Origin of the sequence: Eubacterium sp. LMAG:50, assembly GCF_008680265.1 — a bacterium.
Classification (GTDB): domain Bacteria; phylum Bacillota; class Clostridia; order Lachnospirales; family Lachnospiraceae; genus Eubacterium_U; species Eubacterium_U album.
In genome coordinates this window covers 653,844-670,000 of sequence record NZ_NALP01000007.1, presented here as the reverse complement: position 1 = coordinate 670,000, position 16,157 = coordinate 653,844, and the positions used below count along the sequence as shown (strand labels likewise).

The 16,157-nt window shown below is 33.3% G+C and carries 12 protein-coding genes and 1 rRNA gene (1 of these 13 only partly in view); 4 read left to right on the top strand and 9 right to left on the bottom strand.

Annotation, left to right across the window (positions count from 1 at the left end; translation table 11 throughout):
- The 8 genes from CCC31_RS08265 to CCC31_RS08230 all read right to left on the bottom strand — a co-directional run.
- Positions 1–188: ribosomal RNA gene (locus CCC31_RS08265) — 16S ribosomal RNA — on the bottom strand (it extends 1,346 nt beyond the left edge of the window).
- 725 nt (positions 189–913) lie between these two features.
- Complete coding sequence (locus tag CCC31_RS08260) at positions 914–1,714, bottom strand: SDR family oxidoreductase (protein WP_022089213.1); 801 nt, start codon at positions 1,712–1,714, stop codon at positions 914–916.
- A gap of 17 nt (positions 1,715–1,731) precedes the next feature.
- Positions 1,732–2,481 carry a hypothetical protein gene (locus CCC31_RS08255; RefSeq protein ID WP_290850831.1) on the bottom strand — a complete coding sequence of 250 codons (750 nt, stop codon included), beginning with the start codon at positions 2,479–2,481 and terminating at the stop codon, positions 1,732–1,734.
- Between the two features lie 107 nt (positions 2,482–2,588).
- Positions 2,589–6,101 carry a transcription-repair coupling factor gene (mfd, locus tag CCC31_RS08250; protein ID WP_118565847.1) on the bottom strand — a complete coding sequence of 1,171 codons (3,513 nt, stop codon included), beginning with the start codon at positions 6,099–6,101 and terminating at the stop codon, positions 2,589–2,591.
- A 106-nt stretch (positions 6,102–6,207) separates the two neighbouring features.
- A complete protein-coding gene (pth, locus tag CCC31_RS08245; protein ID WP_022089210.1) occupies positions 6,208–6,762 on the bottom strand; it encodes an aminoacyl-tRNA hydrolase in 555 nt (184 codons plus the stop codon).
- A gap of 321 nt (positions 6,763–7,083) precedes the next feature.
- Positions 7,084–7,356 (bottom strand): septation regulator SpoVG, encoded by a 273-nt coding sequence (gene spoVG, locus CCC31_RS08240; protein ID WP_022089209.1) that lies wholly within the window; start codon positions 7,354–7,356, stop codon positions 7,084–7,086.
- An 81-nt stretch (positions 7,357–7,437) separates the two neighbouring features.
- Positions 7,438–8,556: a glucose-1-phosphate adenylyltransferase subunit GlgD gene (glgD, locus tag CCC31_RS08235; RefSeq protein ID WP_022089208.1), complete on the bottom strand. Its 1,119-nt coding sequence runs from the start codon at positions 8,554–8,556 to the stop codon at positions 7,438–7,440.
- Positions 8,556–9,827: a glucose-1-phosphate adenylyltransferase gene (locus CCC31_RS08230; protein ID WP_290850826.1), complete on the bottom strand. Its 1,272-nt coding sequence runs from the start codon at positions 9,825–9,827 to the stop codon at positions 8,556–8,558. Before CCC31_RS08230 ends, glgD begins: the two co-directional genes overlap by 1 nt.
- Positions 9,828–10,250: 423 nt before the next feature.
- Here CCC31_RS08230 and murC point away from each other — a divergent pair, with 423 nt between their 5' ends.
- The 4 genes from murC (at position 10,251) to CCC31_RS08210 (ending at position 15,333) form a co-directional block, all read left to right on the top strand.
- Positions 10,251–11,633, top strand: a complete 1,383-nt coding sequence (gene murC / locus CCC31_RS08225; protein WP_290850824.1) for a UDP-N-acetylmuramate--L-alanine ligase — start codon at positions 10,251–10,253, stop codon at positions 11,631–11,633.
- Positions 11,634–11,985: 352 nt separating this feature from the next.
- On the top strand, positions 11,986–13,140 hold the full coding sequence (locus tag CCC31_RS08220; RefSeq protein WP_118565843.1) for a DnaD domain protein: 1,155 nt from the start codon (positions 11,986–11,988) through the stop codon (positions 13,138–13,140).
- Between the two features lie 10 nt (positions 13,141–13,150).
- Positions 13,151–14,143, top strand: a complete 993-nt coding sequence (locus CCC31_RS08215; protein WP_022089204.1) for an ATP-binding protein — start codon at positions 13,151–13,153, stop codon at positions 14,141–14,143.
- Positions 14,144–14,163: 20 nt separating this feature from the next.
- Positions 14,164–15,333: a ribose-phosphate pyrophosphokinase gene (locus CCC31_RS08210; RefSeq protein ID WP_022089203.1), complete on the top strand. Its 1,170-nt coding sequence runs from the start codon at positions 14,164–14,166 to the stop codon at positions 15,331–15,333.
- A 358-nt stretch (positions 15,334–15,691) separates the two neighbouring features.
- Here the strand turns inward: CCC31_RS08210 and CCC31_RS08205 are convergent, their stop codons facing one another.
- Entirely contained in the window at positions 15,692–16,048 is a 357-nt protein-coding gene (locus CCC31_RS08205; protein ID WP_147586521.1) for an Hpt domain-containing protein, read from the bottom strand.
- Between the last annotated feature and the right edge of the window lie 109 nt (positions 16,049–16,157).

The following is a 16,157-nucleotide window of genomic DNA, read 5'->3' as shown; positions in this document are numbered from 1 at the left end:
TATTAGCAGTCGTTTCCAACTGTTGTCCCCCGGTACAGGGCAGGTTACCCACGCGTTACTCACCCGTCCGCCACTAAGTCGCCATAGTCGTCCTTCCGAAAAATTCTGTCTAAGGTGCTTCGTTCGACTTGCATGTGTTAAGCACGCCGCCAGCGTTCATCCTGAGCCAGGATCAAACTCTCGTTTAAAGTTTTTAATCCATTTCAGAATGACGTTAGCCATTCTTCCATCAATTACTGTTGTTTTGGAATTCATCATTTCTGATGACGTTCACTGAAAATCTTTTATTCATTTTCAGGGATGGTTGCTGTTCAATTATCAATGTTCTTGTTTTGCTTGTTGCCGTTTCAGCAACAACTCGTTTATACTATCACGATTGTTTTGCTTTGTCAACAACTTTTTTATATTTTTCTTCGTTATTCAAAACTTAGAATCAATTAAATTTTTCTGTCTGAACTGCTGTCTCAGCAGTCAGCTTGTGTATAATACTACGTATTTCGACTGTTGTCAACATGCTTTTTTAATTTTTTTATTTTTATGTATTTGTCAATTAAATCTAACTGCAATTATTACTTCTAGCGATATTTGTCATCCTACATTAATAGAATTGGTTTTACTTATTATTTAAATATAATATCAGTATGACTTTATCTGTGTTGTATTTAACTTGTTTTAATTTATATTCTAAAATCAATCTGTCTGGTACCTATTAATACTTTATGTTAGATTGGATTTGTTTTTTATTTATTCTAAAATATCATTTTACTATTTACGGATTATTTTCTTTTTTCTATTTTTTACCGTAAAATTTTTTAAGCCATTTCCTTCTTTTTAATATTATGTAAACTAAATTACGGATTATCCCAATTTAGTTAGAATAATCCGTAATTATTTTTAATTTTTTATTTATTATCTATGGTCTTTGGCCTAAGGCTCCTTCGAGTGTAAGCGTTTCACCACTCATATATTTAAAGTCTGGAGAAGCAAGCTGTACACATACGCGACCTATTTCTTTCTCCACGTCTCCAAAATGTCCCATTGGTGGTGTTTTTACATTTGCTTTAAATGCATCCGGATAAGCTTTTTCAAAATTTTCAAGCTGAGCTGTCCATGCAAGTGGGCATACTACATTTGCATTTATGCCGTCTGCTGCCCATTCGGTTGCAGCAACTCTTGTAAGTCCTCTGATTCCTTCTTTTGCTGCAGCATAAGCACACTGTCCATAGTTTCCAAATAGTCCTGCACCTGATGCAAAATTAATTACAGAGCCTTTTGTTTCTTTTAAATACGGATAGCATTCTTTCATATAGTAGAAAGCCGCATAAACTCCTGAATACATTGCGAGATCAAATTGTTGTGTTGTATGATCTGCTATTGTTACTCCTGAAGCTGATGCCTGTGCATTATTTATTAACACATCAATTCTTCCAAACTCATCTATTGTTTGCTTTACTACATTTGCAACAACAGTTTCATTGTCTGCTCCGGCATTTATGTCAGCCTGAATTGGCAATACTTTTATTCCGTATTTGCTTTCCAATTCTTCTTTTGCGTCTGTAAGTTTTTTAACGTTACGTCCTGTAAGTACCAAATTGGCACCTTCTTTTGCATAAGCCGTTGCTATTCCGTAACCTATTGAACCACAGCTTCCATCCTGCAATACTGCTCTTCCTCCACCTGTTATAATGGCTGTCTTTCCTGTTAAAAATCCCATATCAGTTTCTCCTTTCTTTACTCTTCCATTATTTTTTCTGAAAAGTTTATTTTGCCCCAAGGTTCTTCCATTACAATTGTAACTTTGCTTTTCCATTGTTGATACATTTCATCTGCGCTATTTTTTTCTTTTGCGTTTAATATATCTTCAACTTTTTTTGCAATTTTTTCTTTTTTGTAAATTTCAACTAGTCTTTCTTTACTAATATTAACTTTTGATAACATTTTTTCGCTGGAATTTTCTAAATAGTAGTCAGCTTCTTCATTTGCCTCGCTTTCTTCTTCTGCACTCAAGGACACGTCATATTTTGAAGCTTCCTCGTATAATGCCTGTCTTTCGCAAATATTGCTAAGTATCTGGCTTTTTACTCCTTCTTCTAGTGTTACACCTATTTTTAGTTTTTTATTCCACTTAAGTTCTTTATTTTTTGACATATAATAAACTTCGTATGTTGCCTGTGTTTTGTAGGCATAATATCGAACTTCATCCATATATATGTCCGCTATGTCTGCTTTAGAATCAATGTCTTCTATTTTTATTCCTATCGATTCTTTTGATGCAACTGTCTGGCTTTCACTAGATGGTTGATTATTTTGTTCATTATTATTTTGTGTTAATGAATTTTCTAAATTTGATTCTACTGTTACTGATTCCGTAGTAGTTTCCTTCTGCTTATTGGTATCAGGGGATTTGCTACTTGTGCATCCCACTATAGCCATTGCCACTACAAAACATGTAAGTGTAGCCATCATTTTTTTATTTTTCATCGATTCTACTCCTGTTTATGCTGCTGTGTTGTTATTTTTGAGATTTGCTCAGCCATAACCATTTTATTGTTATGTTATATTTTTTCCATCATTAGTAATTCTTCTGATTAACTTCTTTTTAAGCTTCGGATATCTTCAATTACTTTTCGCATATTTTCCATCAATTCATCAGCGTCTTTTGCCGGTTTCATCGGAATATATTCGAAGTAAGGTGTTTTGTCCGGAATTAATTTTAATCTTCTGTTGTATTTGCTTAGTATTTCCGGTATTTTTTCTGTTTCAATCGGAGCCGTAGGATGCATTGTAAATTTAAGCTTTGTCTTATTTCCTGTTATTTCAGTTATATAAGCTTCATGTGCTGTTGCTTTTATGAGTACAATTTTCAACAGATTTTCTACCTGTCTAGGCATTTCTCCAAATCTGTCTATTAACTCATCCTGCATATCTTCGTATTCTTCCTGCGTTTCTATGCCTGCAATTCGTTTATACACATCCATCTTCTGGCTCTCGCTTTTAATATACCCTGCAGGAACGAATGCATCTATAAGTACATCAATTTTTGTTTCAAATTCAAGTGTCGGAGTTTTTCCTTTTCTTACAAGAATTGCTTCATTTAGCATTTTACAGTACAGATCATAACCTACCGCCTCCATGTGTCCATGTTGCTGCGCTCCAAGTAAATTTCCGGTTCCTCGTATTTCCAAATCTCTCATGGCAATTTTTACGCCGGAACCTAATTCCGTGAAATTCTTTATTGCACCAAGTCTCTTTTCTGCTACCTCTGATAGCAATTTATTTCTTGTGTACATCATAAACGCATATGCAGTCCTATTTGAACGACCTACTCGTCCTCTAAGCTGGTACAACTGAGATAATCCCATTTTTTCTGCATTATGAATTATGATTGTATTTGCATTTGAAACATCAATCCCTGTTTCTATTATAGTAGTAGAAACTAATACGTCTATATCTCCATTTACAAAATCATACATAATTGTTTCTAACTGTCGCTCACTCATTTGACCATGTGCAAATGCTACATTTGCATCAGGCACAAGTCTTTGTATTTCGGCAGCACGTTCTGCTATGTTTTGTACAATATTGTATACATAATAAACCTGACCATTTCGTAATAGCTCTCTGTTTATAGCTTCTCTTACGATTTCATCATTATATTCCATTACATATGTCTGTATCGGCATTCTATCCTGTGGTGGTTCTTCCATAATAGACATATCTCTTATTCCGATAAGACTCATATGCAATGTTCTTGGAATTGGCGTTGCAGTCATCGTTAATACATCTATATTATTTTTTAGTTCTTTAATTTTCTCTTTATGTTTTACACCAAATCGTTGTTCTTCATCTATTATAAGTAAACCCAAATCTTTAAATTTCACGTCTTTTGAAAGAACTCTGTGGGTTCCGATTACGATATCTACATAACCTTTTTTCAAATCTCTTATTGTCTGCTCCTGATTTGCTTTTGTTCTAAATCTCGAAAGCATTTCCACTCTTACAGGAAAATCTTTGAATCTTTGTGTAAATGTCTTGTAATGTTGTTGCGCTAAAACGGTTGTCGGCACAAGATATACTACCTGTTTATTATCCTGTACTGCCTTGAATGCCGCACGTATGGCAACTTCTGTTTTTCCAAATCCTACGTCTCCACATACAAGTCTGTCCATAGTCTTTGTGCTTTCCATATCCGCTTTAACCTGAGAAATTACTTCTAACTGATCATCTGTTTCTTCAAACGGGAACATCTCTTCAAATTCTTTTTGCCATTCTGTGTCCGGACTAAATACAAATCCTGTGCTGTCCTGTCTTGTCGCATACAATTCAATTAACTCGTCGGCAATATCTGCCACTGCCTTTTTAACTCTTGTTTTTGTTTTTTTCCATTCAGTTCCACCTAATTTATTAAGCTTAGGTGGTTTTGCTTCACTGTCAGCATATTTTTGAATCATGTCGAGCTGAGTTGCAAGAATATAGAGATTGCTACCGCCTTCATATTCTATTTTTATATAATCCTTCACGGTGCGGTCTACTTCAATTTTTTCAATTCCTTTGTAGATTCCAAGTCCGTGATTTTCATGTACAACATAATCGCCTATATTTAAATCTGAAAAATCTGAAATATTTGTGCCTGAATAATTATGTTTCTTTCTTCTTTTTTTCTTTTTCTCACCAAAAATATCAGTATCACTTATTACTACAAATTTTATCATAGGATAAGCAAAGCCTCCGCGCAGGTGTCCTGTCACTATCATTACTTCTCCACTAAGTGCTTCTCTTTCTTTATCCTCTTCGTAAAATGCACTTATGCCAAATCCGCGTAAATCTTCTGCTAGTCTTTTTGCCCTCGTCAGGCTTGCACAAACCATTATTACTTGATATTTTTGTTTTTTATATTTTTTTAAATCCTCAACTAGCATTTCAAATTTGTTATTATAAGGGCTTATTGTTTTTGCTTCTACAGATGCAATTTCATCTACTGTAAAATTCTTTACAGTCTGATCTAATGAAGTAAATAGCACTTTCTTTACTGAGTCTAGCTTACTTTCGATTGTTTTTCTACTCCACACAATGTCAGTCTGTCCCGGCAAAACGTAACCTTTTTCTAAACGATTGCTCATGCTGTCTCTAAATTCCGTCTCAACAGCTTTCATCTGCTCATCAACTCTTTTTGGCTCGTCTATAAAGAACGCCGCATCTTTTAAATAGTCAATAAAGCTTACCATTCCATCATAGAAATAGTTTACATAACTATCAAATGACATTCCATTTTCATTTATTTCTTCATTATCTATAAATTCTTTTATTATAACTTCAAGTCTATGCGCTTCTTCTGTTTTAAATTGTTTTCTAAGTGCTTCAGAATTTTTCTTTAAGTCTTTTTTTATTTTATCAATTCCGGCTCTTATTTCTTCTTTTGTTAATACATAGTCAGTTGCCGGATATATTGTTATTTTTTCAAGATTTTCTATTGATCTTTGTGTTTCTACCTCAAAGCTTTTTATAATATCAACTTCATCATCCCACATGTCAATTCTATATGGCACTTCGTCTGTCAATGTATAAATGTCTATAATACTTCCTCTTATAGCAAACTGTCCCGGTGACTCTACCTGTTCTGCTCCCTCGTATCCCATTTGAACAAGCTTATGTCTTATTGCATCCATTTCAATAATGCTGCCTTCAGAAATTTCCAGAACATTTTCTTTAATTCTGTCTAATGGCATTATTTTATCCATAAGTCCATCTGCTGTAGTCACAATTGTACATGGTTTATCTTCTACAAGTTTCTTTATGCATTCCAGTCTTTGCTGCAGGATTACGTTTCCATGTACGTCTGCTGAAAAGAATATGAAATCCTTCGCAGGATACAATACAACATTTTTATCAAATGCTTTTAAATCTTCATAAAGTTCCTTTGCTTTTGTTCCACTAAAAGTAACGATGACTTTATTTTTGTAGCCATCGCTTAATCCTGTTATAAAATGTGCAAGCTGAGAATCCGCACACCCTGTTACCTGACATGTTTTTCCTGTATCAAGGCATTCCTTAGCGCGTTCAAATCCATTTAATTTTTGTAGTGGATAAAAAAATGTATTCATTGTGTCCTTCCTTATTGTTTTAATGATGCCAGAATTATGGCGGCGTAGCATGAAACAATCCGTAGGCATCAAAGTTGTGAGTTTTTAACCTCAACATTATTTTAATTTAGTTATATTTGTTCATTGCAGTCTCAATATTTTCTAGAATCATTACTTCAGCAGCTGATGCAGCGTTTCGTACCGCTTCATCTACGATTTTTCTTTCCTTGCTACCGAATTTTCCTAACACGTGATTAACCAAATCTCCCTGATTTTCACCTACTCCAACTTTTATTCTCTTAAAGTTTTGTGTACCGGTATGGGCTATTATACTTTTTAGTCCATTGTGACCACCGGCACTTCCTTTAGCTCTTATTCTTATCTTCCCTACATCTAGACTGATGTCATCTGCTATTATTATTATTTCCTGTTGTGGGTCTAATTTATAAAAATCCATTACTTCTCTTACAGATTCCCCACTATTATTCATATATGTCTGTGGCTTTACAAGTATGACCTTTTCATTTCCTATCATTCCTATTCCACAAAGTGCCTTATGTCTTCTTGTATTTACCTGAACTCCCATCTGAGATGCTAATTCATCTATTACATCAAATCCTATATTATGTCTTGTCTTGTCATATTTTTTGTCCGGATTTCCAAGTCCTACTATTGCGTACATGTATTTTCTCCTTTATTTTTATAAATTTTTTCTAAAAACCTTCTCATTTATTACTATCTCTTTATCTTTTACATTTTATTATTATAGTTTACCCTTTATTGCTCTTTATTTAAAGACTTTTTGGCAATAAATTAATTTAAACTGCACACAATTTTTTATACATATGACTGTTGTGCATAGAACTTCGATGCTACTTTGCTTCTTCTCAGCGATTATACATTCGCCAAATTTCTAAAATTGTGTATAATTAAAAATGGCATAACCACAATCGGTCATGCCATTTTAAGATAATAACTATTTTTATTCCAATTTACATTATGTCTATTCTGGATCTGGTTCTAACAATGCTTTTTCATAAGCTGCTAAAACAATTTCCTGAATTGAATTACGAGTCTGTGAATTGATTGGATGAGCAATATCTCTATATTCTCCATCTGCTGCCTTACGACTAGGCATTGCAATAAACAATCCTTTTTCACCTTCTACTACTTTGATGTCGTGAATAACAAATTCATCATCAATTGTAATTGAAACAACCGCTTTCATCTTGCTTTCTTTTGTCATCTTTCTGACTCTTACATCTGTAATATTCATATTTTTGCCTCCTCATTGTTTTGTAGAACATTACTTTTATTTTTACGCATCAATCATCACATATCAATGCGTCAAATACTTTTATAACCCGTATCTAAAGTTACGCTCTATTATAATTTTAGGTTCACTTTCATGATTAATTATTTCTGTATTAGGTTTAATTGTTCCGTGACTTTCAACGATACAGTTTTCAAGATGTACGTTGTCTCCAATATAAACATCATTAAGTATAATACAATTCTTTATCGTACTGTTATTTCCGATGTAAGCCTGTTTAAATACAACCGAATCATCTACTTTTCCATTTACTATGCATCCGCCTGAAATTAAGCTGTTGCTAACATCTGCTCCCGGATTATATTTTGCCGGTGGTAAATCTTCTACCTTTGAATATACATCCGGATATGTTCTAAAGAAATAATTTCTAACTTCCGGTTTGAGGAAATCCATGTTTGTATTGTAATATCCATCAACTGTAGAAATATTCCTCCAATAATCAGTTGTCTTATAAGAGTAAATCTTACGATTATTCTTATTTCTCTGTATAATGTCAGATACGATATCATATCTGTCCTCTTCCATACACTGTTCAATCAACTGGATGAGTAATCTTCTTCTAATTACATATACCCCTGTTGAAATTAAAGTTCCATCACTTTCAATTGGCTTTTCTTCAAATTTTACAATACGTCCATCATCATTAGTTGTTACTACTCCATAATTAGATACCTTACCATCCGGTAAATCTGTTGTAACAATTGTTATATCTGCATTCTTTTCAATATGATATTCTAATACTTTATTGTAGTCTAACTTGTAAACTGCATTAGATGATGCAATAACTACATATGGCTCATGGCTCTTCTTAAGGAATCCTATATTCTGTGCAATTGCATCTGCTGTTCCTCTATACCAGAAACCATTGTCAGATGTAATTGACGGAGTAAATACATATAAGCCTCCCTGCTTTCTACCAAAATCCCACCATTTTGATGAACTAAGGTGCTCATTTAATGACCATGCGTTGTACTGTGTAAGTACAGCTACTCTCTGAATATGAGAATTACTCATATTACTCAAAGCGAAATCAATAGCTCTGTAACTACCTGCTATTGGCATTGCCCCTACGGCTCTTTTTGCTGAGAGTTCTTTTAATCTGTTACTGTTTCCACCTGCTAAAATAATTCCTATCGCTCTCATTAAATTTCACCTGCCTTAATTATATAGTCTCCTGATTCAAGTTTTCCGTCAGGGTAATCGCTAATTACAGTCTTACCTGATATAGCTACATTTCTTCCAACTGTAACATTGGATGGTACGGTTGAATTTTCACCAATAACTACTAAATCACTGGCATAAACTCTTGTATCAAGTTTACTTTCTGCATACTCACCCGTTCCGATTGTACATTTTTCACCGATAATGACATTCTCTGCAATGATTGCCTTGTCCACTACAGTTCCTTTCTTAATAACCGTATTGTCCATAATAATTGAATCCCTAACTATTGCTCCTTCTTCAATTACAACATTGGCACTGATTACTGAGTTAGATACGTTACCATGTATCTCACATCCGTTGCCTATGATACATCTTTCTACAGATGCCTCCTTGGCTACATACTGTGGTGGCAATGAACTGCTCTTAGTATATATTTTCCAAAATTCTTCATATAAATTAAATTCAGGTACAATATCTATTAATTCCATATTGGCTTCCCAATATGACTGTAATGTTCCTACATCTTTCCAATAGCTTGAATATTCATAAGCAAAAATTCTCTGTTCCTTATCAAAACAGTATGGAATTACATGCTTACCAAAGTCACAATTAGGCTGATTCTTAAGTGCTAAAAGCGCTTCCTTAAGTACATCCCAACTAAATATGTAAATACCCATTGAGGCTAAATTGCTCTTAGGTACAGGTGGCTTCTCCTGAAACTCTGTAATTCTGTGATTTTCATCTGCAATTACAACACCAAATCTACTTGCTTCCTCAATAGGAACCGGCATAACTGCAATTGTAATATCTGCATTGTTGGCCTTATGGTAGTCAAGCATAACTTCATAATCCATCTTGTAAATATGGTCACCTGATAAAATTACTACATACTCAGGATTATAGCTCTGCATATAATCAATGTTCTGATATATAGCATTAGCTGTTCCTGTATACCAATCTGTATGCTCGCTTCTTTCATATGGAGGTAATACTGTTACTCCTCCGATATTTCTATCTAGGTCCCATGGAATTCCAATGCCAATGTGGGCATTAAGTCTTAATGGCTGATACTGTGTTAATACACCTACAGTATCTACACCTGAATTAATACAGTTACTAAGTGGAAAATCAATAATCTTATACTTGCCTCCAAACGCAACCGCAGGCTTAGCTACCTTGGATGTTAAAACTCCAAGTCTGCTTCCTTGTCCGCCTGCGAGTAACATGGCAATCATCTCTTTTTTAATCATGTCGTTCACCTCGCTGCTAATTTTATAAAGTAGTTAAATTATACCATTTAATTGCCCATATTTAAAGGATTTTCTTAGATTTTTTTATTACATTTTTCTATATACGAAACGTTTTTATTTAGTTTTTTGTGCATTTTCAACAATTTTCGTCATATTATTGCAGTTAATTTCTAATTTGTCTTTTTTTTAACAATTCTTTTAATGTCATAATCTTAAATTTTTCCTTTTATTTTCTTTTTTTTAAGAGTATACTTATAAAGCAAATAGGAGAGTTTAACCTTTATTTTTCAGTAAATATGGCGTTTTTTCAGTAAAAAATAAAGTGAAAAATAATTACTTTCTTATAATATTGAAAACTTTTATTTTGTTACTACTTAATATAAAGTAACCAAAATTTATTACTTATTAAAAGAGGTATCACAAATGTATATTTTAAATTTTAACGAACCATGTAAATTACATTTTACGGGAATTGGTGGAATCAGCATGAGTGCTTTAGCAGAAATTATGTTATCAAGACATTTCACTGTTACAGGTTCTGACAATCAAAATTCACAGATTACAGCACATCTTGAATCATTAGGTGCAAAGATTTTCTACGGTCAGCGTAACGAAAATGTTTCACCTGACACTGATGTACTTATTTATACAGCTGCGGTAAAAAATGATAATCCTGAATTAGTAACTGCAAGAGAATATGGGATTCCAACATTAACACGTGCAGAGTTTTTAGGACAAATGATGAAAAATTACGATGTTGCAATTGGTGTTTCAGGAACTCACGGAAAAACCACTACAACTTCAATGATTTCACAGATTTTACTTCAGGCAAATACTGACCCTACTATTTTAGTCGGTGGAATTATGCCTGCAATCAAAGGTAACACCAGAGTTGGTCACTCAGGAACAATGATTACTGAAGCCTGCGAATACACAAATAGCTTCTTATCATTTGCACCAACTGTAGGCATTATTTTAAATGTTGCCGCAGATCATCTTGACTTCTTTAAAGATTTAGATGATATTCGTCATAGTTTTAGAAGATACGCAGAGTTGCTTCCTGCTAACGGAGCTTTAATTATCAACGGAGACATCGACAATCTCGAATATTTTACAAAAGACTTAGACTGCAAAGTTATTACTGTAGGTTCTGAAGAATCAGGCAGTATGTACACTGCAAAAAATATTACATTTGATGAATTTGCTCATGGAAGCTATGATTTGTATGTTGAAGGAGAATTTAAGCACAGAGTTACTTTAAAGGTAACAGGTATGCACAACATTTATAACTCTCTTGCAGCAATTGCAACTGCTCACTTTTTAAATATTGATAAAGAAGATATTCTTAATGGTCTTGAAGCTTATGGCGGAACTGACAGACGTTTCCAATTAAAGGGCAAACTTGGTGATATAACTATTATTGATGATTATGCTCATCATCCTGATGAAATTACTGCAACGCTTAAGACTGCTGAACATTATCCTCATAAAAAGTTATGGGTTGTATTCCAGCCTCATACATATACAAGAACTAAGGCTCTACTTCCTGAGTTTGCAAAAGCATTATCAGAGGCTGACGCTGTTGTTCTTGCAGATATTTATGCAGCAAGAGAAAAGAACACTTTAGGAATTAGTTCTAAAAATTTGGCTGATGAAATAGAAAAATTAGGTACTGAAGTACATTATTTTCCAACTTTCGATGAAATTGAAAATTTTTTATTAGAAAATTGTAATGATAATGACTTATTAATAACTATGGGTGCCGGAGATGTCTATAAAATCGGCGAAAAGCTGCTAGGTAAATAGAGTTATTAACACTATCCGTAAAAATGTGGTAAAAAGTTATCAACATTTTTACGGATTTTTAGTTTACATAACATTTTGTATTTTTAAACCTGATAAATGCCCTATTTAAAGCCTTTTTACAATTTTCGACAAATTATTTTCGAAAGTTATTCACATTATTAACATTATTAACATTTGCCTGAACCCCTTTAAAAATGGGCGTTTCAGTGTTTTTTAACCCTTTTCAAATAAAATTTATTGTGCTATACTTTGTCTTGCTTGAGAGAGAAAAAGGATTTTGACCTTTATTATTTTTTTGCTTTCTCAAGAAATTGGTTTACATAACATTTTGAGAATTTGAGAGGTTTTTATCATGGGTAAGTTAGTTATAGATAGAGGGAATTTTACAGATTTAACATCAGTATCTAATCTTTTTATTGATGAATATATGCCAAATGCCAATGGCGAATTTGTTAAAATATATTTATATCTTTTAAGATTAGTTTCCGGACATTCTACTGAAATAACAACAGATGCTTTGGCTGATCTTTTATGTTTTACTGAAAGTGATGTTGAACGTGGGTTATCTTACTGGGAACGCCTCGGTCTTATTTCTCTTTCAAGAGATGAGGACATGCATGTTAACGGAATTCGCATGGAAGCATATACAACTAATAAATTTTATGTTAAATCAATATTAAACTCTTCAGGAAGCCAGGTTTCAGCAAGAGCTGTTGGCGATACTTTTTATGGCAATTATGAAGACGTTAATTCTGAGCCTGCATTAATCGAAAGTATTGCACCTGCAAATGCAATTCCTGCCAAGCACAAATATACTTCTAAAGAAATTTCCGCATTCAGCAAGGATCCAAGGGTTCAGCAGTTAACATTTCTTGCCCAAACTTATCTTGGTAAGACATTAAACAGTAATGATGTTAATTCTATTTTATATATGATTGATGGTTTAAATTTATCTTCTGATTTTATCGAATATCTTATGGAGATGTGCATTTCATCAGGAAATAATACTTTAGGCTCTATCGAGAAGTCAGCTGTCAACTATTATAAACGTGGAATTACAACTATTGATGATATTAAATTTGATACAAAAATCAGGAAATCAATTTATAAGAGTGTATTTAAAATATTTGGATTAACTGACCAAAACGCAGCAAAGAAGGATGTTAATTACATTTCTAAATGGACAGAAACTTATAATTTTTCAGAAGATATTATTGTTGAAGCTTGCAACCGTACAATAGAACATACCCATACAGCAAGTTTTCCTTATGCTGACACAATCCTTAAAGGATGGTATAATAACGGTATTACAGAGTTATCACAAGTTGAACAGTTAGATGAAGAACATGCTAAAGAAGTTTCTGAGAAGTTTTCATCTCTTCAGACTTCTAAGGCTTCTAACAAATCATGCTCAGCAAGTCTTAAGAAGTTTAAAAACATGGACGAGCGTACATACGATTCTATTGAGTTAGAAAAAATGTTACTTTCATCTACAAATAGAAAATAGGTTTTAAATTATGGGTTTAAAAAGAGAACAATACGACGTTATTAGCAATATGTATAATATGCGCCGTTTAAACAATAAAATTGAATTAGAAGAGAGAATTGCCAAGGTTTATGAAAAAGCCCCTGAAGTTGAAGAAATAAGCCACCAGATTAGTTCTTTGGCCATTTCAGCCGGAAGGAAAGCTTTAGCCGGGGATTCTTCAGCAGTTGATTCACTAAAAAGGGAATTAGTCTTATTAAAAGATGATAAGAAGGCTGCTTTACTTGCCGCCGGTTTTCCATGTGATTATCTGGATGAGATCTTTACATGCCCTGACTGTAAAGATACAGGTTTTATAAATGGTGAACCATGCCACTGCTTTACTAAGGCTGTTGTTGAGGAATTATACTCACAATCTAACTTAAAAGAGATTCTTATGCGAGAAAACTTTGACAATTTTAACTTTGACTATTACAATAGTGGCGAAGTAGATTCTATTACGGGAAAAACTCCTCTTGAAAATATTGAGGATGTTGTTGACCATTGCAGGTATTTTATTAAGAATTTTAAAGACAGTCATGAAAGTCTTTTGATTTATGGGAATGCAGGTGTTGGCAAGACTTTTCTAGTTAACTGCATTGCTAAAGAACTTATAGAACAGGCTTACTCTGTTATTTATTTATCTGCAGTTCAATTATTTGACCTGTTGGCTGATTTATCATTTAACAGCCACAAATCTACGGGAAATAAACATATTAGTATGAGAGAACTTCTAAGCTGTGATTTATTGATTATTGATGACCTTGGCACGGAAATGGCTAATTCATTTACTGCCTCATCACTTTTCAATTGCCTTAATGAACGCCTTATACGTCAAAAATCTACTATTATTTCTTCAAATCTTTCAGTAGATGAATTGAAGCAAAACTATACTGAGCGTATTTTTTCACGTGCAGTTGGCAATTATACTGTTATGAAGATTTTTGGCGATGATATAAGAATAAAAAGTAAATTTAACAATTAACACACGGAGGAAATCTAAAAATGTCTAACAAAAAATTTATCGAATCTATCCCTGTAGGTCCGCTTGCAATTGTTGCTTTACCTGGAAGTAAAGCTCTCGGAGATAAAGTTGATGCTTATATTTCCGGATGGAGAAGCGAAAGACTTGAAGCTAAAGAATCACCTATTACCTTCAAAGGATATGTTAAGGATTCTTATCTTCTAAACGTAAGCGTTCCTAGATTTGGTACAGGCGAAGCAAAATGCGCTTTAAAAGATACTGTACGTGGTTGTGACCTTTACATCATTGATGATGTTACTAACCACAGTATCGAATACACAGTATGCGGTCAAAAGAATCATATGTCTCCAGATGATCATTATGCTGATATCAAGAGAGTTATCGCTGCTGCAAGTGGTAAAGCACGTAAAATTACAGTTATCATGCCTTTCTTATATGAAAGCAGACAGCATAGACGTTCATCTAGAGAATCTATGGACTGCGCTGTAATGCTTCAGGAATTAGTAAATATGGGTGTTGATAATATTATTACATTTGACGCTCATGACCCTCGAGTTAATAATGCAATTCCTATTAGTGGATTTGAATCAGTTATGCCAACATATCAGTTCATTAAAAACCTTTTAAGAAATGTTCCTGATATTAAACTTGATTCTGACCATTTAATGATGATCAGCCCTGATGAAGGTGCTATGGGAAGAGTTGTATACTATGCAAACGTTTTAGGTGTTAACATGGGTATGTTCTACAAACGTCGTGATTATACAAAGGTTGTAGATGGACGTAATCCAATTGTTGCACATGAATATTTAGGGGATTCCGTTGAAGGTAAAGATGTTTTAATTATTGATGATATGATTTCTTCCGGTGATAGTATGTTAGACGTAGCTAAACAGCTTAAGAAGAGAAAAGCAAACAGAGTATTTGTTGCTTCTACATTTGGTTTATTTACAAATGGTTTAGAGAGATTCGATGAAGCTTATGAACAGGGATTAATTTACAGAGTTATGACTACAAACAGTATTTACCAGACTCCAGAGCTTCTTGAAAAAGAATGGTACATCAATGTTGATATAAGCAAATTTACAGCTTTATTCATTGACAGATTAAACCATGACGCATCAATTAGTGACATCTTAAACCCAATTGATAAGATTACTAAAAAGATTAATGAATATAATAATAAATAATTGAATTAATTTACTATAATATTAAACTGTTGTGTTTACAACCATAGTTGCAAATGCAACAGTTTTTTTAATACAAAAAACCTTCAAAAGATTATATTAAGTAAATTCCAAAGGACAAACTTTTTGGATATATCATCTCATATCTCTTGAAGGTTTTATTTTTATGTATTAATTTTTTATGTATTATTTTTTTATGCATTAAATTGTTATGTATTTATTCTTTATCTCTTGTACAAATCGCTCTGTTCTAGCCGTTTTGTTTTAATTAATTATAATTCTGTCGGAATTAATTATAGTCAATTCCAGTTCTTTCTGTTGCAGTTAGCTATAGTCAATTACAAATCTGTTGCAGTTAACTCTAGTTCTGTTCTGCGAATTCTTTAAGTACGCTTATTGTCATTTCGTACTCTTTTTCTACATCTTTAAACATTTCATCACAGCCTTCAAGCTTTCCTGCTCTTAACTGTTCAGTAATCTTTGAGCTTGCTTCATATAACTTGTCAAATCCAAGATTAACACATACACCCTTTAATGTGTGTGCTGCCCTAAATGAATCATCCAAATTTTTGCCTGCTAATGCATCTTTTAAGTTCTGGAAACTTGAATCGTCTAAAAACTTAATTGCAAATTTTTTGATTATCATTTCACTGCCTAATCTTCCTAGGACTTTTTCATAGTTTGAGCCCATCTTTTCGTAGCATTCTTTTGTGGTCATAGTCTGTTCCTCCTATTTAACCTGTTCAATTTTATTTCCTGTTTTTGTAAACCCAATCCCCACAAATTTATTACATTACCAATCTCATTATTTATTATTTAAATTGATT